The following is a 25,709-nucleotide window of genomic DNA, read 5'->3' on the forward strand; positions in this document are numbered from 1 at the left end:
TTCATGATAAAATAGCAGAACAGAAAAGAATCTATGAATCGGGGTGTTCAGTTTGACGAATAAATTAGTACTGGTGGACGGGAACAGTATTGCATACCGTGCATTTTTTGCGCTTCCTTTGTTAAACAATGATAAAGGAGTTTATACAAATGCTGTTTACGGATTTACTACCATGCTGTTAAAAGTATTAGAAGATGAAAAACCGACACATATGCTTGTAGCTTTTGATGCCGGGAAAACTACTTTCCGTCATGATACTTATAAAGAATACAAAGGAACCCGGCAGAAAACGCCGCCGGAATTATCTGAACAGCTTCCCTTGATGCGGGATCTTCTGCAAGCTTTTAATATTGCCTTTGAGGAAGTTGAAAATTATGAGGCTGATGACATCATTGGGACCCTTGCAAAACGGGCAGCAGCTGACGGATGGGACACAAAAATATTCACCGGAGATAAAGACCTGCTTCAGCTGGTAGACAAAAATATTCTCGTCTCTCTTACTCGTAAAGGAATTACGAACGTAGATACATATGATCTGGCTGCTTTAAATGAAAAATATGGATTGAAGCCTGCACAGATTATAGATCTGAAAGGATTAATGGGGGACAGCTCAGATAATATTCCCGGCGTTCCGGGAGTAGGGGAAAAAACTGCCTTGAAACTCCTTGCTGCGCACGAAACAGTGGAAGGGGTATATGAAAATATTGAAGCAGTTTCCGGAAAAAAAATGAAAGAAAAGCTGATTGAAAATGAAGATCAGGCTTATATGAGTAAAAAGCTTGCTACTATTTTGACCGAAGTTCCCCTGAAAACAAAGCCGGAAGATCTTCCACTGGGAGAACGCAACATGGAGCAGCTGACAGAATTGTTCAAAGAACTTGGTTTTCAATCTCTTTTAACCCGCATCGGCGGCGAAGAAGCAGAGGAAACAATCGAGATGGAAGATCTGGAAGTGGAAAAAGTTACCGAGCTGACTTCCGGCATGTTTACCGAAGAGTCGGCCCTGGTTATTGAATCGCTCGAAGACAATTATCATCATGCGGAAATTATCGGCGGGGCTGTAGCAAATGATAAAGGAGTATTTTATCTAACGCCGGAATTAATAAAAGAAAACAGTACTTTTAAAGAGTGGGCAAAAGATCCTGATAAGAAAAAAATTGTATTTAACGCAAAACGTGCAGTAGTAAGCCTTGGATGGCAGGATATCCCACTTGCCGGCGCTGCTTTCGATGTGCAGATGGCTTCTTATTTACTGGATCCTGGTGCTTCCTCGCATGACATGGCAGATATTGCAATACGCAAAAACGGAATGCAGGTGCAGGCAGATGAGGCAGTGTACGGAAAAGGCAAGAAGCAGCAGGTGCCTGGAGAAGAAGTACTCTCACAGCATCTGGGTCGAAAAGCTGCCGCACTGCTGGACCTGAAAAAAGAACTGGAAAAAGAGCTCGAGGAAAATAAACAGCTGGAATTGTTAACGGAACTTGAAATGCCGCTTTCCCTGATTCTTGGAAGAATGGAAAAGCACGGGGTAGCTGTCGATAAAGAAGAGCTTCGAAAACTTGGAGACAGCTTGACAGAACGGCTGAACGAGATGGAAGCAAAAATTCATGACCTGGCAGGCACATCTTTTAACATTAACTCTCCAAAACAGTTAGGAGAAATATTGTTTGATAAACTGCAGCTGCCTGTAATCAAAAAAACAAAAACAGGATATTCTACTTCTGCAGATGTATTGGAAAAACTCGCAGATCAGCATGAAATCATCCAGGAGATTCTGTTATACCGCCAGTTGGGCAAGCTGAATTCAACTTATATTGAAGGCCTGTTAAAAGCAATTAATGATAAAACAGGTAAAATTCATACGATGTTTAACCAGGCACTCACGCAGACCGGACGCTTAAGTTCGACTGAGCCGAATCTGCAGAATATTCCAATCCGGCTGGAAGAGGGGCGGAAGATCCGTCATGCATTTGTTCCGTCAAAAGATAATTGCTTGATTCTTGCAGCGGATTATTCCCAGATAGAGCTGCGTGTACTCGCGCATATTTCCCAGGATAAAACGCTGATTGAAGCATTCCGGCATGACATGGATATTCATACGAAGACGGCGATGGATGTGTTTGAAGTAGAGAAAGAGGAAGTAACCTCTGAGATGAGACGGACTGCGAAAGCAGTTAACTTCGGCATTGTTTATGGAATTAGTGATTATGGCCTCTCCCAGAGCCTGGGTATTAATAGAAAACAGGCACAGCGGTTCATTGATAAATATTTGGAAAGCTATCCCGGGGTTCGAGATTATATGCAGAACAGTATAGATGAAGCCAGAGAAAACGGCTACGTAACGACAATGATGCAGCGCCGCAGGTATCTTCCTGATATGACAAGCCGTAATTTCAACTTGCGCAGCGCAGCAGAAAGAACAGCAATGAATACGCCGATCCAGGGCACCGCAGCAGACATTATTAAAAAAGCAATGGTGGACATGGATGAAGCACTGGAGAAATCAGGGATTGATGCAAAAATGCTTCTGCAGGTACACGATGAATTGATATTTGAAGTGCAGGAATCCCAGGTAGAGGAGCTCTCAAAGCTTGTAATCAAAGTAATGGAACAGACACTGGAACTCGATGTTCCCTTAAAAGTAGATGCTGATTACGGGAAGACCTGGTACGATGCGAAGTAAGAGTAAGGAGGAAAAAAGAAATGCCCGAGTTACCTGAAGTAGAAACGGTCAAGCGCACCCTTTCTGCACTGATCATTAATAAACAGATTGAAGATGTAGTAATAACACTGCCACGCATCATACAGCGTCCGGATGATGTGGAGGAATTCCGTTCGGAGCTGCAGGGGCAGACTTTTGAAAGCGTGGAGAGGAGGGGGAAGTTTCTCCGTTTTATCCTTTCAGACAGTGTAATGGTTTCGCACCTGCGAATGGAAGGAAGGTACGGTGTATTTGAAAAAGGAGAGCCGGTAGATAAACATACGCACGTAAGATTTGTGTTTACGGATGGATCTGAACTGCGCTATACAGATGTCCGTCAATTCGGCACCATGCATATTTTTGAAAAAGGTACGGAATTTGAGCATCTTCCTTTAAGCCAGCTTGGTCCCGAGCCTCTGGAAGAAAGTTTTACAGTAGAAGTATTACGTTCGAAGCTGGGTTCGACAAGAGCGATTAAAACTTTGCTTCTTGACCAGACAAAGCTAGTTGGACTTGGAAATATATATGTGGATGAAGCTCTTTTTCTCGCGGGGATTCATCCGGCTGTACCTGCACATGATTTAACTCAGGAAAACACAGAAGCTTTATACAAAGCAATTAAAACAACGCTTCAGGGAGCGGTAGATGCAGGGGGTTCTTCTGTAAAATCATACGTGAATGGCCAGGGTGAAATGGGAATGTTCCAGCAGCAGCTGAGAGTTTACGGCCGCAAAAACGAAGCGTGCCGGGAGTGTGAAGATGTGATAGAGCGGTTCGTTCTCGGCGGACGCGGCACCCACATTTGTCCAAGCTGCCAGCCTATGCAAAAGCAGGTGCGTGTATGAGATTAGGCCTTACAGGAAGCATCGCTACTGGTAAAAGCACAGTTGCAGAAATGCTGAAGCAGCGGGGATGTCCTATTATAGACGCAGATGTTATAGCCCGGGAGGTGGTAATGCCGGGAACCGGGACGCTGCAGAAAATCAAGGAACATTTCGGAGATGAAATTCTTCAGGAAGACGGGACGCTTAATAGAGAAAAACTCGGCAGTATTGTCTTTGAGAATCCTGAAGAAAGAACACATTTAAACGAGATAATTCATCCTGCAATTCGTGGTGAGATGAAAAGGCAGGCAGAAGCAGCTGAATCGCAGGGGGCAGAAATAATCGTTCTCGATATTCCGCTTCTTATGGAAAGCAAACTGGAGTATCTTGTAGATAAAGTATTAGTTGTATATCTACCGGAAGAGCTGCAGAAAAAGAGGCTGATAGAAAGAAATGGGTACTCTGAGAAGGAAGCAGTGCAGCGTATTTCTTCCCAGATGTCTATTGAAGAAAAGCGCCAGAAAGCGGATGAAATTATAGATAACAGCGGTTCGATCGAAGCAACTGAAAAGCAGGTAAAACAGCTGATAGAGAAATGGGAAGCGTCGTCTTAAACAGGACGGCGTTTTTTTGTGGTCTTTTCACAGCAGCAAATATCTCTATAGAAAAAAGGGCTCCTCACCACGAATTGTAGTTAACGAATGAATTTATTTATATTCACTAAAATGGAGAAGAAATGTTACGGGAAGAAAAGTACTGACAGACTGATCTTTCTGCGAAGAAACTAGGTTTTCACCGGAGTGTCCGGCGTGTACTCCGGGATTTAAGCGAAGTCTGATGCAGACAGGGAAATAGCTGAAGAGGAGCCCCACGGCAAGCTTCCGCCGGTAAGTGCAGGAGAAACCCCTGCCATAAAGATAAATAATAATACGCTGAAGGAAATCATTTTCGCTTCGGTTTTCTTTCTTTATTATTGTCATCTACATGTTATGGTAAATAACCGAAAAAAAGAAATAATTTCCTGGGAAAGGTATAGTCATATATAATATTAATGTGCTATACTAAATTCATGAAAACGCTTAATAGAATAACACATTAGCCTGGAGGGGTATTCTATGGTACGAGTAGCAATTAATGGATTTGGCAGAATTGGGCGGATGGTTTTTAGGAAAGCAATTCTTGACGAAAAGGTGGAAATCAAAGCTGTGAACGCAAGTTATCCTGCTGAAACACTTGCCCACCTTGTCAATTATGATACAATTCATGGTCCATTTTCAAAAAGAGTAGAAGCTGAGGGAGATCAGCTCCTGGTGGATGGAAAGGTTATACAGATCGTACATTCCAGAAATCCGGAAGAACTGCCTTGGAAAGAGCTTGATATTGATATCGTTCTGGAAGCTACAGGGAAATTCCGGGAAAAGAGTGAAGCGGAAAAACACCTGAAAGCAGGAGCAAAAAAGGTGATCATCACCGCACCTGGAAAGAATGAAGACGTCACTATTGTTTACGGAGTGAACGAGGGCGATTATGATCATGAGAAGCACCACATCTTATCAAACGCTTCCTGCACTACTAATTGTCTGGCACCGGTAGTAAAGGTGCTTGATAAAGAGTTTGGAATTATTTCCGGAATGATGACAACGATCCATTCCTATACCGGCGATCAGAGAAATATCGATAACCCTCACAAAGATCTGCGAAGAGCCCGTGCCTGCGGCCAGTCTATTATTCCGACTACAACGGGAGCTGCAAAAGCGATTTCTTCCGTGCTTCCTGAAATGGCAGGGAAACTTCACGGCTTGGCGTTGAGAGTGCCGACGCCGAACGTTTCGCTGGTGGACCTTGTCATTGATGTAGAAAGACATACAACCTCCCGGGAAGTGAATGAAGTCCTGAAGCTTTCCTCGGAGAATACCATGCAGGGAATTATAGGATACACTGACGATCCTCTCGTATCTGTAGATTTTAATGGAGATGCCCGATCCGCAATTATTGACGGCCAGTCTACAATGGTAATTAATGATAAACAGGTGAAGGTGCTTGCCTGGTACGACAACGAATGGGGTTATTCCTGCCGGCTGCTGGACCTTGTATATTACGTAGGAAGCTATCTGCATGTGGAACAGAACACATATGCTTCCTGAGCCTTTCCAATATCTTTGGAGACTGGAAACAGCGGGAGACCGGCCGGCATCAGTTTATCATGAAGGAGCTCGTCCACGGCAGGCCGGATTGCAGCGCAGTTTTCTCTTATTAACAATAAGCATTAACAGAGCTTTTTTCTAAGCTGCAGGTGAGAGAGTTCCCTTCGAAAACAAAGGACAGAAGTGTCTACTTATTAAGAAAAAGTGCTTTTTCAACAGCCTTACAAACTGCCTCTTGAGGGGGCAGTTTTTTTGTTGACGGAAAAGAAAATAAAAAACAAAATGATTGCATTCGACATAGAAAGACAGTATACTGATTTTCGTAAACTCCTCGCAGATGGCGTGATGATGTGAAAGGGTCAGGATCTCTTAGGACTAACTTTCCCCCGTGAATCATTACGATGTATAACAAAAGTGCTGAGGATGATTTATCGCTTAATATAAGGGGGAACCGGAATGGATACTATGGGCAGACATGTAATTGCTGAATTATGGCAGTGCAATATTGATAAATTAAATGATATAAATTTTATTGAACGAGTATTTGTAGATGCTGCGCTCGAAGCAGGAGCAGAAGTACGTGAAGTAGCTTTTCACAAATTTGCTCCACAGGGGGTAAGCGGTGTTGTAATTATCAGTGAATCACACCTGACAATTCACAGCTTTCCTGAGCATGGTTATGCAAGCATTGATGTGTATACGTGCGGTGACCGCATTGATCCAAATGTGGCTTCTGATTTTATCGCAAACGCGCTCGGTGCAGGTAAATCTGAAGTGGTGGAAGTACCAAGAGGCATCGGGCCTATTGAAGTAACTCCACGAAAAACAGAAAAAACCTATACGAAATAATTTTAAAATAAAATAACACAAAGCTTTCTCCCATATCCGCCGGCTGAATCCGGCGGGTATTTTTTATATTCAATTGCCAAAGACACTGATTGAAGTATCTTAGTTTTCTTGCTATGATTTAAAGAGGTGAGGTGGAGACTAATGGGATTAAAACAAACACTACAAAAAATCGGGAAGAAAACAGAAACAGCAGAAGATCATTTTGATAAAACGCTTCAAACTCATTATTATAAAGCGATGAAAGATAATGTTATTAAGGAACTGCAGACAATGTTCGGACAGCGTCAGGGCTTTGAGGTAGCTTCAGTCTCTGATGAGCATGGCGAAGTAATTGTAAATGTAAGAAAAGGTAAAAAGGCATTTATGGTGATTACAGTAATTATGGTTCGTCCTTACCGTACTGCGGTGGATTTTTCCGTGAATACGGATACTGTATTATTTACTGATTTTGGCTACAGTGCAAAGCTCGTCCGTGAACTTTATAAGGAACTGAACGGAAGACTCACGTTTGTCGGGACCGCTCTTGGCAGTGAGCTGAGCCGTTAAAGAGAGGGGAACCCGCCATGAAGTGTCCGCACTGTGATCATAACGGCACGAAAGTACTTGATTCACGGCCAAGCGATGAAGGCCGGGCGATACGCCGGAGGAGAGAATGTGAAAGCTGCGGCTATCGGTATACTACATTTGAACGTGTGGAAAAAACACCTCTCATTGTAGTGAAAAAAGACGGTAATCGGGAAGAGTTCAGCCGGGAGAAATTGTTGCGCGGCCTTGTAAGAGCCTGCGAAAAACGGCCGATTCCGCTTGAACGCCTGGAAAAACTGACGACAGAAGTAGAGAAAGAAATGCGTAACCGCAGTGTTTCCGAAGTCAGCAGCAATGACATTGGTGAATACGTAATGCAGCACCTTGCAGATATTGATGATGTTGCATATGTAAGGTTTGCATCTGTGTATAGACAGTTTAAAGATATTAATGTATTTGTAGATGAATTAAAGGATTTAATCAATCGTGAAAATAAATAAAGTTTAGCCAAAACCGGGGCTGTCCCAAATGTGTTTCGGGACAGCTCCTTTCCGCGTGGAGGGATGAATATGCAGTGGCAGGAAATTGTTCCGGCGACTCCATTTACTGCGTTTGCAACAGGGACTTTTTCAGAAGAACGGATGCAGTCAATGACTATGCTTTACCAGCCTCTCATTGGTCCCGTAGCTTTCAGCTTGTACGTCACGCTGATGACCGAAATAGAAATGACGCCGAAACATTGTATTAAAGGAATTCACAAGCAGTGGATGACGCAGACCGGGCAGCACCTTTCCATGCTGTTTGAAGAACGAAAAAAGCTGGAAGCAATCGGGCTTCTGGAAAGCTATAAAGATGATGCGGAAGAGCCGGCAATGGTATATGAACTTCTGATGCCGCTCCTACCCAAAGAATTTTTTCTGGATGAAATGCTGAGTGTATACTTATATAACAGGATAGGAAGTAAAGAAAGATACAGGAAACTGCGCGGGTTTTTCACCCGGGAGCAGGTAGAACTGGAAAAGTATCAAAGGGTTACCAAAGGATTCAGCGACGTATTTACGTCTGTGCACCCTTCCGAAATGAAAAGCACGTCCAGTGAAATGCAGGGGATTATTTCTCCTTCAGCGAATATCAGCGGTACAGATAAGACAGCCTCCTATGATTTTCAATCAGAGTCTGTTCCTATGCAGGATATTGCAGCGTTCCTCCCTTCTTTTGTGAACAGGGACGAATTATTTAAACCAGCGAATGAAAAATGCATACAGCAGATAGCATTTTTATATAAATTTACCGCAGAAGAACTTGCCTACATGATTCAGGACACGATGCTCCATACAGATTACCTGGATATTAAAAAACTCAGGGAATCTGCAAAACGGAAATACCGGCTGCAGGAAAGCGATAAACCTCCGATGCTTGGACTTCGTACACAGCCGCCGGGGCTTCACAGTCTGAAAGGCGAACCGAAGACAGAAGAAGAAGCGCAGATGCATTATTTTGATACGACTTCGCCTATTGAATATCTGCACGCATTAAGTGACGGAGCAAAAGTATTTCCCGGGGATATCGATATTATTGAAGAATTAATGCACGACTATGCGCTGCCTGCGGGTGTGGTGAATGTACTGATAGATTACATTTACATGGTCAATAACGGAAACCTTGCAAAAGCCTATGCTTTTAAAATAGCAACCCAGTGGAAAAGGAAAAAGATAAATACAGTAGCAGAAGCTATGACCCTTGCAAAGCAGGAGCATGAAGAGCGAAAAAACTTTAAACAGAAGCAGACTTCAAAGACAAAAACGCAGGAGCCGCTGCCAAAGTGGATGAAATCGAAAGAAGAAACTACTCTGGAAAAGCAGGCACCTGAAGAAGATCTGACGAAATCAAAAGCAGAAGCTGCAAAATACCGCGAGCTTTTAAAACGTAAGAAAGAGAAGAAAGGGTGATCCAGCATGGATCCAATTAATGCAGCTCTCCACCGGTTCGGAGGCGGGAAGTTTCAGGAACAATTCCAGGCGTTGAAAAATGAAGTGACTGCAGATCCGCGGGTGAAAGCTTTTTTAAAGGAGCACCCGGAGCTTGGGCAAAATGAGCTGGAAACCGGGCTGAATGATCTTTATCAATATAAAGAACAATGGCAGAATTGTGATAACTGTCCGGGACTGGACAAATGTCCGAATTTAATGCAGGGTTATCAGCCGATAGTGAACGTGAGCCGCGGGAAAATAAACCTCACTTATCAATCCTGTCCTTTAAAGCGCAGAGATGATGAAAGAAAAAGGCATCAGTCGTTTATGAAAAGCCTGTATATCCCGAAAGATATGCTCACAGTAACATTTGATGATTTTGAGGAAGATAATAAGTCCAGAACGGAAGCTTGTGTAAGAGCTCTTGCTTTCTGTTCAGAAGCAAAGCCCGGGGAAAAAGGCGAAGGATTGTATATTCACGGGCCTTTCGGGGTTGGGAAAACCTTTTTGGTAAGTGCGATTGCCAATGAGTTTGCCGACCAGGAAGTTGAAACGATGCTCGTCTATACCCCGGATTTTCTGCGGGAATTAAAATCGGGAATTTCCGATGGGTCCTACCAGGACAAACTGGACAACGTGAAGCGGGCAAAAGTATTGATCCTTGATGATATCGGTGCGGAAACAATGACTCCCTGGGTCAGGGATGAGGTGCTTGGTGCACTGCTGCAGTTCCGTATGATGGAAAAACTTCCGACGGTTTTCACCTCGAATTTTGATCTGGAAGAGCTGGAACTCCATCTGGCTTCTACACAGAAGGGCGGAGCTGAAAAGGTGGATCAGCTGAAAGCAAAAAGGATCATGGAGCGGATTCGTCATTTAACGGAAGAAATTCCTATGCAAGGTTCCAATAAAAGGTTGACATAATTTGGATGTTTTTTCGATGAATGAAGCTCTTTATTTTTATTGAAGTCTTTATTTATGATAGGATAGTGGCAGAGATCGTTAGAAATGGTGAATGGGGGATACGAATATGAGTATAGATGATATTCTTACGCGAGCCAGAAATGGAGAGCGGATTACAACTGAAGATGCTATTCGCTTATATGAAAGTGATGAAGTAGAAAAGATGGGTGAGGTGGCAAATGAAAAGATGCTGCAGTGGCACCCGAAGCCGGAGACAACATTTGTGATCGGCCGAAATGTAAACTACACAAACTTCTGTGATACTTACTGCCGGTTCTGTGCATTTTACCGTCCGCCTACAGCGGATGACGGCTACGTGCTGGATAATGAAGTGATTTTTGAAAAGATTCAGGAAACAAAAGATTTTAACGGTACCGAAATACTTATGCAGGGCGGAACAAACCCAAATCTGTCTTTTGACTATTACACGAATTTACTGCGTGAAATTAAAAAGCGCTTTGATATTACAATGCATGCATTTTCTCCAGCGGAAATTTATAAAATGGTGGACGTTTCCGGTCTGCCGCTGGATGAAGTACTCGCACAGCTCAAAGAAGCCGGGCTTGATTCTGTTCCGGGCGGCGGCGCGGAAATTCTTGATAACCGTACACGCCGGCGTATCAGCCGTTTGAAAGGCACTTGGGAAGAATGGATTGACTGCATGAAAGCTGTTAAGCGTGCGGGAATGCATGGCACAGCCACAATGGTGATCGGTTTTGGAGAGACAATGGAAGAACGTGCGCTGCATTTACAGCGTGTCCGTGATGCGCAGGATGAGTCTGATTGCTTCCTTGCATTCATTTCCTGGACATTCCAGCCGGAAAATACAAATATGAAAGGTGTAAAAATTACGCCGCGTGAATATTTGAAAAACCTGGCGATTTCCCGTATTTTCCTTGATAATGTACCAAACTTCCAGTCCTCCTGGGTAACGATGGGCCCTGAAGTTGGAAAGCAGTCTCTTTCCTACGGCTGTAATGACTTCGGCAGCACCATGATTGAAGAGAATGTTGTATCTGCTGCAGGGGCAACCTACAAAGTTGATACAAACCTGATTCTTCGTCTTATCCGGGAAGCAGGAAAAACTCCTATTCAGCGGAATACGAAGTATGAGCACCTTAAGGTGTATGAAGAAGGAGAAATTGTAGAAAACGACTTTACGATGCAGAACTAAATCATCTTGATTTTCATATTAAGTAGAGCTATACTGTTGCAAAGAGATGTTAACAGCACGGAAGAGGACATGAGTATAAACTAGCGGATCCGCCAGAGAGGGAAGCAGCCTGCTGAGAGCTTCCTGGATTTCCTTTTATACTTACCACCTTTGAGCTTTGTTTCTGAACAGATGAGTAGGAAGCAACGGATCCGCCGTTACCGGAAGAATGAAGCGGGCACCCAGGTGTCCGGAACAAGGGTGGAACCACGGTTACACACTCGTCCCTTACGATTGTTAAGGGACGAGTGTTTTTTTATGTAAATTTTGAGGAGGATGAACTGATGGCACAGGTAACATTAACTTTCCCGGATGGAGCAAAAAAAGAATTTGAGGCTGGAGTAACTACGGAAGAAATTGCGCAGTCCATTTCCCCGGGACTGAAAAAAAATGCGTTAGCAGGCAAGTGGAATGGAGAAGATATCGATCTTCGTATGCCGATTCAGGAAGACGGCGATATTGAGATTATTACTTATAATTCTCCGGAAGGACTGCATATTCTGCGGCACAGCACTGCACACCTGCTTGCACAGGCGGTGAAGCGTCTTTACGGACAGGAAAACGTACAGCTGGGAGTAGGTCCGGTAATAGAAGAGGGATTTTATTACGATATTGATGTAGACGAAACAATTACAAGTGAGGATCTCCCAAAGATTGAAAAAGAAATGAAAAAAATCATTGATGAAAATCTGGAGATCAGACGGGTGGAAGTAACAAGAGAAGAAGCAGTGGAGCGCTATAAAGAAATCGGAGATGAGCTGAAGCTCGAACTGCTCGAGGATATTCCGGAGGGAGATAAGATCTCCATATATGAGCAGGGGGAATTTTTCGATCTCTGCCGCGGGGTACACGTGCCGCAGACGAGCAAATTAAAGAAATTTAAGCTGATGGCAATCAACGGTGCTTATTGGCGCGGGAACAGCGACAACAAGATGCTGCAGCGAATTTACGGAACTGCTTTTGTAAAACAGCAGGAGCTGGATGATCATCTGCAGCTGCTCGAAGAAAGAAAGGAGCGGGACCACCGGAAATTAGGAAAAGAGCTCGGCATTTTTGCTTTAAATCAAAAAGTAGGGCAGGGTCTGCCTCTTTGGCTTCCAAACGGTGCTACAATCCGCCGTATTGTAGAACGCTATATTGTAGATATTGAAGAGCGCCTCGGCTATAACCACGTGTATACACCGGTGCTCGGCAGTGTCGACCTTTATAAAACTTCCGGTCACTGGGACCACTACCAGGATGATATGTTCCCGGTAATGGAAATGGATAACGAAGATTTAGTGCTCCGCCCGATGAACTGTCCGCACCATATGATGGTGTATAAAAATGAGAAACACAGCTACCGAAATCTTCCGCTGCGAATTGCAGAGCTTGGTACCATGCACCGGCACGAAATGTCCGGAGCGCTTGCTGGACTGCAGAGAGTACGCGCAATGACACTGAATGATGCCCATATTTTCTGCCGTCCGGACCAGCTGAAGCAGGAATTTATCCGCGTAGTAGAGCTGATCCAGGCAGTTTACAAAGATTTCGGTATCGACGATTACTACTTCCGTTTATCCTACCGTGATAAGGAAAACAAAGAAAAATACGTGGATAATGATGAAATGTGGATCAAGGCCCAGGACATGCTCAAGGAAGCAGTAGATGAGATGGGTGTTGAATATGTTGAAGCAGATGGAGAAGCTGCTTTCTACGGTCCGAAGCTGGATGTACAGGTGAAAACAGCACTCGGAAAAGACGAAACGCTTTCCACAGTGCAGCTTGATTTCCACCTGCCAAACCGCTTTGACCTGACATATACAGGAGAAGACGGCAAGGACCACCGTCCGGTAGTAATTCACCGCGGTGTAGTTTCCACAATGGAACGTTTTATCGCTTTCTTAATCGAAGAATATAAAGGTGCCTTTCCAACCTGGCTTGCCCCTGTGCAGGTAAAAGCAATTCCTGTAAGTGAAGTCCACATGGATTATGTGCGGAAAGTGGAAGACAGACTGCGTGCAGCAGGAATCCGCATTCAGCTGGATACGAGAGATGAAAAGCTCGGCTATAAAATCCGCGAAGCGCAGATGCAGAAAATTCCTTACCTGCTTGTATTGGGAGATAAGGAAATAGAAGCAGAGGGTGTAAATGTAAGGCGCTACGGAAGCCAGGACACGGAAGAGCAGAGCCTGGACGCATTTGTAGAACATCTGAAGCAGGTAATCGATTCAAAAGCTTAACTCTTTTCTTCATGCTCTAACGGCGCAGCTTGTGGACATAGTAAGTAGTGTGTATAGGTGTGATTTTCTCTGTATAGGTTCTCCGTCGCTTCCCGGCGGAAGCTTGGGTGGGGCTTGTCTTCAGCTATTTGAAATGCCTGCTGGATAGAACAAAATAAGAAGAGCATGGGTCCGCGCAGCCACCTCCATCTCGGAAAAAGCATACGAGATGGAGGCAAATCCCTGGCTGGCTTCCCTCATGCTGTGAGAAAATGTCCCAAAAAATCGTTTGGACATTCTCTCACAGACTGCGTTTAAATCCCACAGGCGTCCCCGCCGGGCGCTATGGAGAAAAGTTATTTCCGAAGAAAAAGTGTTCGTATCTCTGCGGTTTCGTATAAAACCATTCTCTCCCTTAATTATGCTGCAGTCGCAGACGGCCGACTCCGAGAGGGATTAGAACGATTCGAAGATCCATCTGCCAACGGCAGATTAGCTGAGAGAGTTCCCTCCGGAAAGCGTGCCTTCGGAGACAAAAGCATAGAACCGTATACTTATACATAAAAATTACTCTTTCAAAATCTGAAGTTGACATGCCATCTTAGAGTTGATATACTAATTTGGTGAACATTATACGGAAACCAAAGCAAGAAGAAGCGCCCGCTTCTCACCTGTATCGTCAGCATACGTTCAGGTTACTGAATTAATACATCGATGTGATGAAGTGTGGGCGATTTTTCTCCCGCGCTTTTTTTATGCTGTTTAAAATAAACAGCAGCAGAACATCTTGCTTTGCTCCGCAAAATCATGGAGGTGGCTCAATATTAGTAAGGATACGTTCGTTAACGAAAACATTCGTGCTCGAGAAGTCCGTTTGATTGGTGCCAATGGAGATCAAATCGGCGTAAAGTCGAAGCAGGAAGCATTGGAAATGGCCCGCACTGCTGACCTGGACCTCGTCATGGTTGCACCAAACGCGAAGCCGCCCGTATGCCGTATCATGGACTACGGAAAGCATCGTTTTGAACAACAAAAGAAAGAAAAGGAACAGCGTAAAAAGCAGAAGATTATTCATCTCAAAGAAGTTCGTCTCAGCCCGAACATCGAAGAGCATGACTTTAATACAAAGCTTCGAAATGCACGCAAGTTTCTTACAAAAGGAGATAAAGTAAAAGCTGCGATCCGTTTCCGCGGACGTGCGATTACTCACTCCGAACTCGGACGCGACGTGCTTATGCGCCTTGCAAAAGAGTGTGAAGATGTAGCGGTCATCGAATCAAAACCGAAAATGGAAGGCCGCAGTATGTTCCTGATACTTGCGCCTAACGCAGAAAACGAAAAATAAGACGACCGTGATTCAGCCCGCGGCCTGATTTTATTTCACCAGACAACGACAACAATAACCTTGTATAGGAAGGATGTTCAACATGCCAAAGATGAAGACGCACAGCGGTGCATCAAAACGTTTTAAGAGAACTGGTACAGGCAAGCTTAAGCGTGGCCACGGCTACACAAGCCACCTTGCAGCAAACAAATCGCAGAAGCAGAAGCGTAAGCTTCGTAAAGCAGGACTTGTATCCAAAGGTGATCAGAAGCGCATCAACGACATGGTTCAGTAAAACCGTTCGGGTAAAAATAAATTAAACAATAAGAGGAGGGATTACGATGGCTCGAGTTAAAGGCGGATATGTTTCCCGTCGTCGTCGTAAAAGAGTATTAAAATTAGCAAAAGGTTACGTGGGTTCCAAACACCGTTTATTCCGTACAGCACAGGATCAGGTAATGAAGTCCCACCTGTACGCATACCGTGACCGCCGTCAGAAAAAGCGTGATTTCCGTAAGCTTTGGATCACACGTATTAACGCGGCAGCTCGTATTAATGGTCTTTCTTACAACCGTCTAATGCACGGTTTAAAGACGGCAGGAATTGATATGAACCGTAAGATGCTTGCAGATCTTGCAGTAAATGACGAAAAAGCATTTGCAGATCTTGCTTCAAAAGCAAAAGAAAACTTAAAGTAATAACACAGAGGGGGCTGCTTTCAGTAAAGTAATTTACTGAAGGAAGCCCCTTTTAAAATTTCACTTTTTTATGGCAGCCTGCGTTTTTAAAGAGTGAATTAATACATAGGTGGCATACGAAAAGATTAATTTGCAGAGGAGACAGCGCTCATGGGGTGGATAATATTATGGGCTGCGCTGAATATTTATGGCGGAATTCTTTTTGTATTTGATAAAAGGCGTGCGGTTAAAGGTGGAAGAAGAGTATCCGAAAAATCACTGCTCACATGGGCAGCTTTCGGAGCTGCTCCCGCTATGTGGTTTGCTTCAAAAGCAGTAAGGCACAAAACAAGAGTAAAGAAATTCGTAATTATGCTTCCCTTATTTATATGTATGCAGGCAGCAGCCGTTTTGATTATTTTATGGCAGCTTGGTTTATTAGCAGTATAAACATTTATCCAAAGTATATAAATATTTGAGGGAGAAGGAGGGGCGTATGGAAGATATACAGGAAACTATTTTTAATCTTATAGATCAGACAGGGTGGCTGGCTCCCGTTATTTTTATCCTGCTTCATCTGCTGCGCCCGCTTCTTTTCCTGCCTGTAGTGCTCGTATGCATGGCAGGAGGCTATTTCTTTGGGCTGGTGCAGGGAAGCATTTATTCTATTGCAGGACTGAGCCTGATGAGCGCCGTATTTTATCTGATCGTGAACCATTTTCCGAGATTCAGGGACCGGATTGCACGCTTAAAAAAGAAAGTGTTTCAGGACAGGGAGATAACAATTGGGCAGGTAATGGTCTTACGAATGCTTCCGTTTGTGCATTTTCATCTCCTGTCTCTGTATTTAATGGAAATGACGAGAAATTTCCGTGAATACATGATTTTTTCCATTTTAGGAATTGTAATTCCGGCAGTTTTATTTACTGGATTCGGACATCTGCTGCTGGAACTTACCTGGGGGATGACAGTTCTTCTGGTAGGACTGCTTGCAGTCATTTTCTTTTATCTCGGAAAACGCGCAGAACGCCCGGAAAAAAGAATACCAAAAAAGAGTCTTTCCTCATAAAAGGAGAGACTCTTATTAATTACTTATGCTCTTTTTCAAGTTTGCGGAGAATGTCAGCAATGGGCTGCCGCCACTCTATTTCCGCTTTTGGATAGCGAACTGTTAATTCCTTTTCTATCGAATGAAAATCCTGGCTTGTCATACCGCGGAGTTTGTCTAAATCTTCTGTCTGCATAGTAATAGAAGTGACTTCAACAGACTGCTCTGTTGTTCCAAGAAATTTTTCTCCTTCAAACATGGCGCCGCGAACAGTAAGAAAAATATTTTTACGCACATTGTCGGAATCATCAAGAACATAAAAGTCTTCATTACGGTGGGCACGTTCTAATTTCCGGCGCGGATCAGTCAGATACCGCATCACGCTGTACAATATAATGCCGACAGCAATCAATAGGAACAGGCGGAATATTAACACCGTAAACATAGTCATCTCCCCTTCTCTGGCTCCTGCTATATAACCTCTGGATATAATCGTACACCTTAAAGATTTCACGCGTAAAGAAATCGCTCTTATATGTTACGATGGAGTCTGTAGAAAGTTTCAGAAACAGAGAAATAAATTTAAGGAGATGTGGATTATGCAGTTACAGGAATTATTTGAAAAACAGCAGCAGCTGGATACATATATTGAAAATAAGCGGGGAATCGAGAACAATGAGGTGTTTGAAGAAAAGCTGCTCGCCTTTATGGTAGAAGCAGGAGAACTTGCAAATGAAGTGCGCAGCTTTAAGTTCTGGAGCAGCAAAGCCCCTTCAGAGAAAGAAATCATACTGGAAGAGTATGTAGACGGCCTGCATTTTCTTGCTTCCATTGGAAATACGCTTGAAGTGCAGCCGCAGTCAGATTCGGTGGATACGGAGGTCCAGGAAGCTTCTAAAAAAGAAATTACCAGCGCGTTTCTGGAGATTTTTGGTACGGTTTCCTTACTTAGAATAGAACCTTCTCCGGCAGTATTCGGCTCTCTTTTCAGCGCCTACATTGAACTTGCCGGCCTTCTTGGATATTCATGGGAAGAAGTCACTGCTGCTTATCAGGAGAAAAACAAAGAAAATTATTCGCGCCAGGAAAACGGCTATTAATTCGAATCCCGAAGGAATTGTTTCTGAAAATTAAAACCGTTATACTAAAAGAGTACATATAAAAGATGCAGGAGGTAATAAGATGAATGAAATGCTGAATATGCTGAAAGATTTAACTGATGCAAACGGTATCCCCGGAAATGAAAGAGAGCCGAGGGAAGTAATGAAACGCTATATTGAGCCTTTTGCTGATGAAGTAGAAACAGATCAGCTGGGAAGCCTGATTGCTAAAAAACATGGTTCTGTAAACGATGGACCAAAGATAATGGTAGCCGGACATTTAGATGAAATTGGATTTATGGTGACAAATATTGACGATCAGGGGTTTATTAAATTTCAGGCTGTCGGCGGCTGGTGGGAGCAGGTAATGCTTGCACAGCGCGTAACAATCATGACGAAAAATGGAAATATTCCCGGCGTTATCGGCTCCAAGCCGCCACATATTCTTGCGCCGGAAGCACGGAAAAAATCAGTGGATAAAAAGGAAATGTTTATCGATATCGGGGCCGCAAGCAAAGAAGAAGCGAAAGAGTTCGGTGTGCGTCCCGGAGATTCCATTGTACCGGTCTGTGAATTTACCGTAATGAAAAATGAAAAGCTGCTGATGGCTAAAGCATGGGATAATCGCATCGGCTGCGCCATCGCAATTGAAGTCCTGCGCAGACTGAAGGATGAAGATCACCCAAACACAGTGTATGGGGTAGGTACGGTACAGGAAGAAGTTGGACTGCGGGGGGCAAGAACTTCTGCCCATCAAATCAAGCCGGATATCGGCTTTGGAGTAGACGTTGGTATTGCAGGCGACACGCCGGGAGTATCTGATAAAGACGCTTTGGCAAAAATGGGAGAAGGGCCACAGATCATCGTTTATGATGCTTCCATGGTATCTCATAAAGGACTGCGTGATTTTGTTACTGATACAGCGGATGAAAAAAATATTCCGTACCAGTTCGACTCTGTACCAGGCGGAGGAACTGATTCAGGAGCAATTCACTTAACTGCCAATGGTGTACCTGCACTTTCCATCACGATCGCTACAAGGTACATTCATACACATGCAGGAATTTTACACCGTGATGATTTTGAAAATGCGGTAAAACTGATTGTAGAAGTAATTAAAAAGATGGACCGGGACACAGTGAATAAAATTACTTTTGATTGAGCAGTTTACCCCAGAAAACAATTGGAATAAATTTTATATGTCTCGCTTGCAGCACTGCTGCATCTCAGAAATAATGTTTCTGCAGACGTAATTTTTGCGTGGAGGATTCGACTAATTCTGCCGGAGAGATTGATTTTCAGGCTCCGTCGAACTCCTGCTTCATTCGATTGTTCGTAATGTAACTGACCACACTTCAAAAATAATTTGTTTTCCATGATGATCGCGAAAAATTTTTGTGTAGTTTAATTTCCAATGCCCTTTGATGAATTTTGTCAGAGGGCATTTTTATGTGTGCGGAAATAATGAAACAACTCAGCAGAAGGAGTGGCGGAGACTGCTCGATGGCCTGCAGAAGATATTGTTTCTTCCCGCGGGGCTTCCGGGTAGAAATTTATGTCAGGTGCGCAAAATCTAAAAATGCGAAAACCTTTAAGTATTGACGAACTCTTCCTACTTGCCTATAATGCAAGAGTTGTCTACTAACAGAAGAAACGAGGTGCCCCCATGAACTATTTTGGTAAACTATCCATTATCGTCGCAGCATCTATTTTACTCGGAGTTGCCTTTAACGTATTTTTACTTCCACATGAAGTTTTAACAGGCGGAGTAACCGGTATTGCCATGATTTTTGGTCTTTTAACACCAGTGAACTCAGGAATTTGGATTATTGTTTTAAATATACCGATCATTATTCTTGGGTGGATGAAACTCGGCAAAGAATTTATTATGAACAGCATAATTTCAGTTGCAGTTACTGCTGTTTCCATGCTTTATATTCCTATTGTCAGCCTGACAGAGGATGCGCTGCTGTCTTCCGTATTCGGTGGTGTGATTACAGGGGTCGGTATCGGACTGATTATTAGAAATTACAGTTCGACAGGCGGATTTGATGTTGTCAGTCTTATATTAATTAAGAAGTGGGATATGCCGCTCGGCGGTCTGATTTTTGTATTAAATTCCATCGTAGTTGTTATTTCAGGTTTTTTCTTCGGATGGGAATTAGCGATGTATACGATGTTATCTATTTATATTACAGGAATAGTAATTGACAGAATTCATACTCGTCATGTAAAACTTAATTTAATGGTAGTTACAAATAAAGGTGAGGAAGTGCGTCAGGCATTTTTAGATAACCTGGTCCGTGGAGTTACAATTATTGATGGACAGGGTGCTTTTTCCAGAGAAGAGAAAAAAGTTTTGTTTTCTGTAATAACACGATATGAGCTCGCCGTAATCCGAGCAGTGTTAGCTGATAAAGATCCGGATGCTTTCGTAAGTATCAGTCAGAGTATGCAGGTGATGGGGAACTTCCGAAAAGACGATTAAAGCAGGACGGAGGAAGGAGAGTTAAGAAGATGGAGCCAATTTCATCGATTCAAAATGCTCGCATAAAAGCCTGGAGGAAACTGTTTAAGAAAAGAGAGCGGGACCGGTCCGGGCTCTTCCTCGTGGAAGGGGTGCATCTTGTAGAAGAAGCACTGAAAGCACCTGTGAATGTAAAAGTGATTGTGCTGGTGGAAGGTAAAGATATACCGGAACAATGGAAAGTGAAGAATACAGAAATTGTTTACGTGACAGAAAGAGTACTGCAGGAACTTTCAGAAACCGAAACGCCGCAGGGAATGATTGCGGTGTGCGAGCAGCCAGAGCTGAAAAACATTGTATTTGATCAGGGGAAATATGTGCTGCTGGATAATATACAGGATCCAGGCAACTTAGGAAGTATTCTCCGTACTGCAGAGGCTGCAGGAATACAGGGAGTTATCTTCGGAGAAGGCTGTGCAGACCCTTACAACGGCAAAGTGGTGCGTGCTACACAGGGAGCGCTGTTTCATATTAGTGTGCAGCGTATGGACCTTTCTGAAGCAGTGGACCTGTGCAAAGAAAATAATATCCCGGTGTTTGGCACCAGCCTGTCCGGAAGTACGTATTCAGCCATTGCTCCGCAGGATTCCTTTGCACTGATATTAGGAAATGAAGGCGCCGGGGTACATCACGATTTATTGCACAAAGCAGATCAAAATTTATACATTCCTATATACGGGCAGTCAGAATCCCTGAATGTAAGTGTGGCAGCCGGGATTCTCATATACCATCTCCGGGGAGATTAATAAAAAATTCATTTGAAATAACTTGATAAACCTTATATAATTAGCGACATACGAATGAAAGACGTTGAAAGAGACAAGTAGGCGAATTATTTTTTTGACAGGGAGACTGTGCCATTGATTGAAAGCACAGTTCAAAAAAACCGCTGAATTCACTCTGGAGTTGGTGCTGTAATGGTACCCCGGCAAAAGGCCGTTATCCTTTCTTGACCAAATGAAGCGAATGGAGGAAAGATCTCCATTAATAAGGGTGGTACCGCGAAGTCTTTCGTCCCTTGATAAGAGGGAAGAAAGGCTTTTTTTCGTGTTCATAAAGTATAATTTGCAGCAGAAGCTGCAGAATAGGGGAGGCAGAAGCGATGATAGAACGATTACAGGAACTGCATGATGAAGCAATGATAAAAGTAGCAGAAGCAGAAGATCTCAATTCGCTGCAGCAGGTGCGTATCGCTTACTTAGGTAAAAAAGGACCAATCACAGAAGTAATGAAAGGGATGGGAAAACTTTCAAACGAAGAACGCCCATTAGTCGGAGCGAAAGCGAATGAAGTGAGACAATCCCTGCAGAGAATGATCGAAGAAAAAGAAAAAGCATTCGAAGAAGCAAAAGTGTTAAAACAGCTGGAAGAAGAAAGTATTGATGTAACGCTTCCAGGCAGGCCGGTGACAAAAGGAAGCCGTCATCCGCTGACGTCTGTAGTGGAAACGATTGAAGATGTATTTATCGGTATGGGGTTCCAGGTGGCAGAAGGCCCGGAAGTAGAAACGGATTATTATAATTTTGAATCTCTCAACCTGCCAAAGCATCATCCGGCAAGAGATATGCAGGACACTTTCTTTGTTTCCTCTGATCTATTGATGAGGACCCAGACTTCTCCTGTGCAGACAAGAACCATGGAGAAGCACCAGGGCAAAGGGCCAGTTAAAATTATCTGTCCCGGGAAGGTATACCGCCGTGATGAAGATGATGCGACGCACTCTCATCAGTTCATGCAGATTGAGGGGCTTCTTGTGGACGAGGGAATCCGCATGAGTGATTTAAAAGGAATTTTTGAAGCATTTGTAAAAAGCTATTTTGGAGAAGACAGAGAGATTCGTCTCCGCCCGAGTTATTTCCCGTTTACAGAGCCTTCAGCTGAGCTGGATATCTCCTGCGCTATCTGCGGAGGAAGCGGATGCAGAACCTGCAAAGGCACCGGCTGGATAGAAGTATTAGGTTCCGGAATGGTGCACCCGAACGTGCTTCGAATGGGTGGATTTGATCCGGAAAAATATTCAGGTTTTGCTTTTGGAATGGGAGTGGAGCGGTTTGCTATGCTGAAATACGGCATCGATGATATCCGTCACTTCTACACAAATGACACCAGATTTTTAGACCAGTTTAAACACGAATAAACATACAGGGAGGAAACAGTTTTGCTAATTTCTTATGAATGGCTGAAAGAATATATAGATCTATCGGACGTTTCGCCGGAAGAGCTGGCAGACAAACTTACACTGCATGGTGTAGAAGTGGATGCTGTCACACATCTTGATGCAGAAATTTCGAACCTGGTAGTAGGAGAAGTCATCTCATGTGAGCCGCACCCGGATGCAGATAAGCTGAAAATATGTGAAGTAAATATTGGCGAAGAAGAGAATGTGCAGATTGTCTGCGGAGCAGCAAACGTTGCCCAGGGACAGTTTGTACCTGTAGCAAAAGTGGGCGGCAGACTGCCTGGAGGCGTAAAAATAAAGCGGGCAAAACTCCGCGGCCAGGTGTCTGAAGGAATGATCTGCTCGCTGCAGGAATTAGGTTTTGAAGGAAAGGTAGTTCCGAAAAAATACAGCGAGGGTATTTATGCTTTTCCAGAAGAAGTAATTCCAGGCATGGACGCGGTGGAAGTGCTTGGACTGCGCGACACAGTACTGGAACTTGATTTAACACCGAATCGTTCTGACTGCTTAAGCTTGCTGGGTGTAGCATATGAAGCTGGGGCAATTCTGGACCGCGAAGTACATGTGCCGGAACCTAAAATTGTGCCGGCAAAGGAAGCAGCGGAAGATTATGTGAAAGTTACAGTAGAAGCGAAAGATGCAAATCCTTATTATGGAGCAACAATGATCCGTGATATTCATATCAGCGAATCGCCACTTTGGCTGCAGACTGCTTTAATGGCAGCGGGGGTGCGTCCGTTAAACAACGTAGTGGACATTACGAATTATGTGCTGCTTGAATACGGACAGCCGCTCCACGCATTTGATTTTGATCGTTTCGGCTCAAATGAAGTTGTTGTAAGACGCGCACGGGAAGAGGAAAGCATGACTACCCTGGACGGAGAAGAGCGGACGCTGTCAAGCAGCCATCTTGTCATCACGAACGGCCAGGCACCAACTGCACTGGCAGGAGTGATGGGGGGCGCCACTTCAGAGGTAGAAGATGACAGTGTAAATATTTTACTGGAGGCTGCATACTTCGATCCTGCAGTTGTTCGCCAGGCGCAGCGGGATCTTGGTATCCGAAGCGACTCCAGCATCCGTTTTGAAAAGGGAGTCGATCCGAACCGTGTAGTAAAAGCGGGGGAGCGTGCTGCATCACTGATTCAGCAGCTTGCCGGGGGAAGCGTACTTTCGCAGCCGGTGGAATATGATGAATTAAACAGAGAAGAAAAAGAACTGGATATTACGTTAGACCGCATTAATCATTCGCTGGGCACATCGCTCTCAGAGGAAGACACGATGAACATACTGGAGCGGCTGAAGTTTGATGCAACTGTTAAAAATGGAACGTTCAGCATTAACGTTCCTACAAGACGCCAGGATATAAGCATTGAACCGGACATCGTGGAAGAAGTAGCCCGTCTGTTCGGTTACGACAATATTCCTGTGACACTGCCTAATACACCATCAACTAAAGGAGGCCTGACTGCTGCGCAGAAACAAAAGCGCAGTGTAAGACGCTATCTTGAATCCTGCGGTCTGCATGAAGCGGTCAGCTATTCGTTAACTACGCCGCAGAAAGAAGCAGCATTCGAAGCATTGTCAGCTCCCCGCGTGCATGTAGCACTGCCGATGAGCGAGGAAAGAAGCAGCCTGCGAACAACATTACTTCCGCACCTTCTTGATGCTCTCAGTCATAACAGAAACCGGAATTTATATAATGTTTCTCTTTATGAGATCGGCTCTGTATTCCATACGGATGCAGATATTGTGACGGAACAGCCGGAGGAAAAAACGTATCTGGCCGGAGCTTTTACGGGACTGTGGGAAGAACATGCCTGGCAGGGAGAAAAGAAACAGGTAGATTTCTTTGTCGTAAAAGGTATTTTGGAAGGATTGCTTGCTGAGCTTAAAGCAGACGTTGCTTTTGAAAAAGCAGAACAGCAGGGAATGCATCCAGGCAGAACGGCAAACGTTCTAGTAAATGGTGAAGTTGCAGGTATTATCGGACAGCTTCATCCAGTGACTGCAAAAGAATGGTCGCTTCCGGAAGTGTACGTATTTGAATTGAATTTAGCTGGGCTTCTTGGAAAGCAGGAGGATGTGATGCGCTATCAGGCAATTCCCCGTTATCCTGCAATTGAACGGGATATAGCACTGGTAGTTGATAAATCAGTGAGTGCAGGGACGCTCGAAAGGGTTATCCGCGAAAACGGTGGAAATCTTCTTGCAGATGTCCGCTTGTTTGACCTTTATGAAGGGGAACATGTTGCCTCTGATAAAAAATCAGTCGCATTTTCACTGCGCTACCTTGACCGGGAAAAGACACTGACTGATGAGGACGTAGCAGCAGTCCACGAACAAGTACTGGAAGGACTAAGAGAAGAAACCGGCGCAGTACTGCGTGCTTAGCAAATAAAATAGATACTTTCATTATTGCAGTTTGACAGAAAAAGAGAGCTGGCCTTTATAAGGTCAGCTCTTTATCTTTATAACACCCGCTGTGTATTGGAAAAGTGCCATTTGACAGATTTATAAAGGGCGTCTTTCCCATGGGAAAGATAAATTTCTTTTGCGATTTTATCTACATGGGCGCCTGCTCCTTTGGGAATAGGTACACCGAGCGAAGCAGCAAGCTTGTCCATTTCCTGCAGAAATGCATAACGTGCCAGAATAGAACCGGCGGCAACAGAAGGATGCAGCCCTTCTGCTTTTGTGGCAAAATAAATTGGTATTTCTCCAGGCCACTTTTTACCGCTTTTTCTGAGATAATTAAAATATCCTTCGGGCTTTACAAACTGATCAATCAGCACACCGCTGAAAGGGGCATTCTCATTCCTGAGCTTCGTTACTACATTTTTAATCGCTTCGTGGTGAAGAAGTGCTTTCATCTGTCCCTGATTCATTCCCTCGGCCTGTAACTTATTGTACTTTTCATTTCTAAGTACAGTTAAGCTGTAGGTACACAATTTTAAAAGTTTCGGCGCAATTTGCTTGATTTCAGGATCTGTAATTGTTTTGGAGTCACGCAGTCCCAGTGATTCTGTTTCTTTCAGCTGTGTTTCGTTTAAATGTGCAGCTACTACTGTCATCGGGCCAAAATAATCTCCGGTACCTGTTTCGTCGCTTCCGATTAAAAGGGAATTTTGAATATCTTTCGGTGGAGCATACTGATGCTGGTCAACTCCCGGCTTTTTCACAGCAGCCCCTGCCTTCTTCCCTGCAGCCGTGTTCCATTTAGCAGCTTCATGTGTGCTAGCAGGACCTTGAAAAAGCACTTTGCCGGATTTATATGCCGTAATGTGACAGCCATCAGTTTTTGCTGCGAAGACGGCTCCCGGAGGGAGATTGCGGACGGACCCCTTTTTATAGAAATCACTGATTTTTTTTATGTCTGCTGGTGAAGCTTTAATAACCTGCTGGCTCATTTATAACCCTCCTGCAAAATTTCTATGTACCCTGATAGATTGTATCAGAAAAAC

At 44.0% G+C, this 25,709-nt stretch carries 25 protein-coding genes and 3 other annotated features; of the genes, 23 read left to right on the plus strand and 2 right to left on the minus strand.

Going from position 1 to position 25,709, the window contains the following annotated elements; genetic code table 11:
• The first annotated feature begins 52 nt into the window (after positions 1-52).
• The 17 genes from polA to BLP92_RS05015 all read left to right on the plus strand — a co-directional run bounded on the left by polA (position 53) and on the right by BLP92_RS05015 (position 16,460).
• Entirely contained in the window at positions 53-2,683 is a 2,631-nt protein-coding gene (gene polA / locus BLP92_RS04940) for a DNA polymerase I (protein WP_090841210.1), read from the plus strand.
• Between the two features lie 20 nt (positions 2,684-2,703).
• A complete protein-coding gene (gene mutM, locus BLP92_RS04945; protein ID WP_090841212.1) occupies positions 2,704-3,546 on the plus strand; it encodes a DNA-formamidopyrimidine glycosylase in 843 nt (280 codons plus the stop codon).
• Positions 3,543-4,139, plus strand: coding sequence for a dephospho-CoA kinase (coaE, locus tag BLP92_RS04950; protein WP_090841214.1), 597 nt, complete (start codon positions 3,543-3,545; stop codon positions 4,137-4,139). The genes mutM and coaE overlap by 4 nt, the downstream gene beginning before the upstream one ends.
• 501 nt (positions 4,140-4,640) lie before the next feature.
• Positions 4,641-5,669, plus strand: coding sequence for a glyceraldehyde-3-phosphate dehydrogenase (locus tag BLP92_RS04955; RefSeq protein ID WP_090841216.1), 1,029 nt, complete (start codon positions 4,641-4,643; stop codon positions 5,667-5,669).
• A complete protein-coding gene (locus tag BLP92_RS18120; protein WP_210184561.1) occupies positions 5,641-5,811 on the plus strand; it encodes a hypothetical protein in 171 nt (56 codons plus the stop codon). The genes BLP92_RS04955 and BLP92_RS18120 overlap by 29 nt, the downstream gene beginning before the upstream one ends.
• 314 nt (positions 5,812-6,125) lie before the next feature.
• On the plus strand, positions 6,126-6,518 hold the full coding sequence (speD, locus tag BLP92_RS04960) for an adenosylmethionine decarboxylase (RefSeq protein WP_090841218.1): 393 nt from the start codon (positions 6,126-6,128) through the stop codon (positions 6,516-6,518).
• Between the two features lie 141 nt (positions 6,519-6,659).
• On the plus strand, positions 6,660-7,064 hold the full coding sequence (locus tag BLP92_RS04965) for a DUF1499 domain-containing protein (protein ID WP_090841220.1): 405 nt from the start codon (positions 6,660-6,662) through the stop codon (positions 7,062-7,064).
• 17 nt (positions 7,065-7,081) lie between these two features.
• The gene (gene nrdR, locus BLP92_RS04970) at positions 7,082-7,543 is read left to right on the plus strand and encodes a transcriptional regulator NrdR (protein ID WP_090841222.1); all 462 of its coding nucleotides are present in this window, start codon (positions 7,082-7,084) and stop codon (positions 7,541-7,543) included.
• 69 nt (positions 7,544-7,612) lie between these two features.
• Positions 7,613-8,992 (plus strand): replication initiation and membrane attachment family protein, encoded by a 1,380-nt coding sequence (locus tag BLP92_RS04975; protein ID WP_175444179.1) that lies wholly within the window; start codon positions 7,613-7,615, stop codon positions 8,990-8,992.
• A gap of 6 nt (positions 8,993-8,998) precedes the next feature.
• Positions 8,999-9,937 (plus strand): primosomal protein DnaI, encoded by a 939-nt coding sequence (gene dnaI / locus BLP92_RS04980; protein WP_090841226.1) that lies wholly within the window; start codon positions 8,999-9,001, stop codon positions 9,935-9,937.
• A 106-nt stretch (positions 9,938-10,043) separates the two neighbouring features.
• Positions 10,044-11,150: a cyclic dehypoxanthinyl futalosine synthase gene (gene mqnC / locus BLP92_RS04985; RefSeq protein WP_090841228.1), complete on the plus strand. Its 1,107-nt coding sequence runs from the start codon at positions 10,044-10,046 to the stop codon at positions 11,148-11,150.
• Positions 11,151-11,199: 49 nt separating this feature from the next.
• Positions 11,200-11,421: a binding site (T-box leader), on the plus strand.
• A gap of 52 nt (positions 11,422-11,473) precedes the next feature.
• Positions 11,474-13,411, plus strand: a complete 1,938-nt coding sequence (gene thrS, locus BLP92_RS04990; RefSeq protein ID WP_090841230.1) for a threonine--tRNA ligase — start codon at positions 11,474-11,476, stop codon at positions 13,409-13,411.
• Positions 13,412-14,032: 621 nt separating this feature from the next.
• Positions 14,033-14,150 (plus strand) — a sequence feature (ribosomal protein L20 leader region).
• Between the two features lie 27 nt (positions 14,151-14,177).
• Entirely contained in the window at positions 14,178-14,735 is a 558-nt protein-coding gene (infC, locus tag BLP92_RS04995; protein ID WP_425284416.1) for a translation initiation factor IF-3, read from the plus strand.
• A gap of 82 nt (positions 14,736-14,817) precedes the next feature.
• A complete protein-coding gene (gene rpmI / locus BLP92_RS05000) occupies positions 14,818-15,009 on the plus strand; it encodes a 50S ribosomal protein L35 (RefSeq protein WP_090841231.1) in 192 nt (63 codons plus the stop codon).
• A 46-nt stretch (positions 15,010-15,055) separates the two neighbouring features.
• Entirely contained in the window at positions 15,056-15,412 is a 357-nt protein-coding gene (gene rplT, locus BLP92_RS05005; protein ID WP_090841233.1) for a 50S ribosomal protein L20, read from the plus strand.
• Between the two features lie 150 nt (positions 15,413-15,562).
• A complete protein-coding gene (locus BLP92_RS05010; protein WP_090841235.1) occupies positions 15,563-15,841 on the plus strand; it encodes a DUF1294 domain-containing protein in 279 nt (92 codons plus the stop codon).
• A gap of 46 nt (positions 15,842-15,887) precedes the next feature.
• Complete coding sequence (locus tag BLP92_RS05015) at positions 15,888-16,460, plus strand: TVP38/TMEM64 family protein (RefSeq protein WP_090841236.1); 573 nt, start codon at positions 15,888-15,890, stop codon at positions 16,458-16,460.
• A gap of 19 nt (positions 16,461-16,479) precedes the next feature.
• On the opposite strand, the gene BLP92_RS05020 is transcribed toward BLP92_RS05015, so the two are convergent.
• On the minus strand, positions 16,480-16,884 hold the full coding sequence (locus tag BLP92_RS05020; protein ID WP_090841238.1) for a sigma-w pathway protein ysdB: 405 nt from the start codon (positions 16,882-16,884) through the stop codon (positions 16,480-16,482).
• A 154-nt stretch (positions 16,885-17,038) separates the two neighbouring features.
• Between BLP92_RS05020 and BLP92_RS05025 the strand changes: the two genes are divergently transcribed.
• The 6 genes from BLP92_RS05025 to pheT all read left to right on the plus strand — a co-directional run bounded on the left by BLP92_RS05025 (position 17,039) and on the right by pheT (position 24,639).
• Positions 17,039-17,539, plus strand: coding sequence for a dUTP diphosphatase (locus BLP92_RS05025; protein ID WP_175444180.1), 501 nt, complete (start codon positions 17,039-17,041; stop codon positions 17,537-17,539).
• 82 nt (positions 17,540-17,621) lie between these two features.
• Positions 17,622-18,701, plus strand: coding sequence for a M42 family metallopeptidase (locus BLP92_RS05030; RefSeq protein WP_090841242.1), 1,080 nt, complete (start codon positions 17,622-17,624; stop codon positions 18,699-18,701).
• Positions 18,702-19,205: 504 nt separating this feature from the next.
• Positions 19,206-20,027, plus strand: a complete 822-nt coding sequence (locus tag BLP92_RS05035; protein ID WP_090841243.1) for a YitT family protein — start codon at positions 19,206-19,208, stop codon at positions 20,025-20,027.
• Between the two features lie 29 nt (positions 20,028-20,056).
• A complete protein-coding gene (locus BLP92_RS05040) occupies positions 20,057-20,812 on the plus strand; it encodes a TrmH family RNA methyltransferase (RefSeq protein WP_090841245.1) in 756 nt (251 codons plus the stop codon).
• Positions 20,813-20,867: 55 nt separating this feature from the next.
• Positions 20,868-21,088: a binding site (T-box leader), on the plus strand.
• A gap of 80 nt (positions 21,089-21,168) precedes the next feature.
• Positions 21,169-22,203, plus strand: a complete 1,035-nt coding sequence (pheS, locus tag BLP92_RS05045; protein ID WP_090841246.1) for a phenylalanine--tRNA ligase subunit alpha — start codon at positions 21,169-21,171, stop codon at positions 22,201-22,203.
• Between the two features lie 21 nt (positions 22,204-22,224).
• Entirely contained in the window at positions 22,225-24,639 is a 2,415-nt protein-coding gene (pheT, locus tag BLP92_RS05050) for a phenylalanine--tRNA ligase subunit beta (RefSeq protein WP_090841248.1), read from the plus strand.
• Positions 24,640-24,716: 77 nt separating this feature from the next.
• Here pheT and rnhC read toward each other — a convergent pair whose 3' ends face one another.
• A complete protein-coding gene (gene rnhC / locus BLP92_RS05055) occupies positions 24,717-25,655 on the minus strand; it encodes a ribonuclease HIII (RefSeq protein ID WP_090841250.1) in 939 nt (312 codons plus the stop codon).
• Positions 25,656-25,709: the final 54 nt, after the last annotated feature.

It is taken from the genome of Alkalicoccus daliensis (genome assembly GCF_900103955.1).
GTDB lineage: Bacteria > Bacillota > Bacilli > Bacillales > Salisediminibacteriaceae > Alkalicoccus > Alkalicoccus daliensis.

What these genes read in the sequence shown, in the direction of transcription:
- mutM (WP_090841212.1), top strand. Translation starts at nt 2,704, where the DNA reads ATGCCCGAGTTACCTGAAGTAGAAACGGTCAAGCGCACCCTTTCTGCA.
- coaE (WP_090841214.1), top strand. Translation starts at nt 3,543, where the DNA reads ATGAGATTAGGCCTTACAGGAAGCATCGCTACTGGTAAAAGCACAGTT.
- BLP92_RS04955 (WP_090841216.1), top strand. Translation starts at nt 4,641, where the DNA reads ATGGTACGAGTAGCAATTAATGGATTTGGCAGAATTGGGCGGATGGTT.
- BLP92_RS18120 (WP_210184561.1), top strand. Translation starts at nt 5,641, where the DNA reads ATGTGGAACAGAACACATATGCTTCCTGAGCCTTTCCAATATCTTTGG.
- speD (WP_090841218.1), top strand. Translation starts at nt 6,126, where the DNA reads ATGGATACTATGGGCAGACATGTAATTGCTGAATTATGGCAGTGCAAT.
- BLP92_RS04965 (WP_090841220.1), top strand. Translation starts at nt 6,660, where the DNA reads ATGGGATTAAAACAAACACTACAAAAAATCGGGAAGAAAACAGAAACA.
- nrdR (WP_090841222.1), top strand. Translation starts at nt 7,082, where the DNA reads ATGAAGTGTCCGCACTGTGATCATAACGGCACGAAAGTACTTGATTCA.
- BLP92_RS04975 (WP_175444179.1), top strand. Translation starts at nt 7,613, where the DNA reads ATGCAGTGGCAGGAAATTGTTCCGGCGACTCCATTTACTGCGTTTGCA.
- dnaI (WP_090841226.1), top strand. Translation starts at nt 8,999, where the DNA reads ATGGATCCAATTAATGCAGCTCTCCACCGGTTCGGAGGCGGGAAGTTT.
- mqnC (WP_090841228.1), top strand. Translation starts at nt 10,044, where the DNA reads ATGAGTATAGATGATATTCTTACGCGAGCCAGAAATGGAGAGCGGATT.
- thrS (WP_090841230.1), top strand. Translation starts at nt 11,474, where the DNA reads ATGGCACAGGTAACATTAACTTTCCCGGATGGAGCAAAAAAAGAATTT.
- rpmI (WP_090841231.1), top strand. Translation starts at nt 14,818, where the DNA reads ATGCCAAAGATGAAGACGCACAGCGGTGCATCAAAACGTTTTAAGAGA.
- rplT (WP_090841233.1), top strand. Translation starts at nt 15,056, where the DNA reads ATGGCTCGAGTTAAAGGCGGATATGTTTCCCGTCGTCGTCGTAAAAGA.
- BLP92_RS05010 (WP_090841235.1), top strand. Translation starts at nt 15,563, where the DNA reads ATGGGGTGGATAATATTATGGGCTGCGCTGAATATTTATGGCGGAATT.
- BLP92_RS05015 (WP_090841236.1), top strand. Translation starts at nt 15,888, where the DNA reads ATGGAAGATATACAGGAAACTATTTTTAATCTTATAGATCAGACAGGG.
- BLP92_RS05020 (WP_090841238.1), bottom strand. Translation starts at nt 16,884, where the DNA reads ATGTTTACGGTGTTAATATTCCGCCTGTTCCTATTGATTGCTGTCGGC.
- BLP92_RS05025 (WP_175444180.1), top strand. Translation starts at nt 17,039, where the DNA reads ATGCAGTTACAGGAATTATTTGAAAAACAGCAGCAGCTGGATACATAT.
- BLP92_RS05030 (WP_090841242.1), top strand. Translation starts at nt 17,622, where the DNA reads ATGAATGAAATGCTGAATATGCTGAAAGATTTAACTGATGCAAACGGT.
- BLP92_RS05035 (WP_090841243.1), top strand. Translation starts at nt 19,206, where the DNA reads ATGAACTATTTTGGTAAACTATCCATTATCGTCGCAGCATCTATTTTA.
- BLP92_RS05040 (WP_090841245.1), top strand. Translation starts at nt 20,057, where the DNA reads ATGGAGCCAATTTCATCGATTCAAAATGCTCGCATAAAAGCCTGGAGG.
- pheS (WP_090841246.1), top strand. Translation starts at nt 21,169, where the DNA reads ATGATAGAACGATTACAGGAACTGCATGATGAAGCAATGATAAAAGTA.
- rnhC (WP_090841250.1), bottom strand. Translation starts at nt 25,655, where the DNA reads ATGAGCCAGCAGGTTATTAAAGCTTCACCAGCAGACATAAAAAAAATC.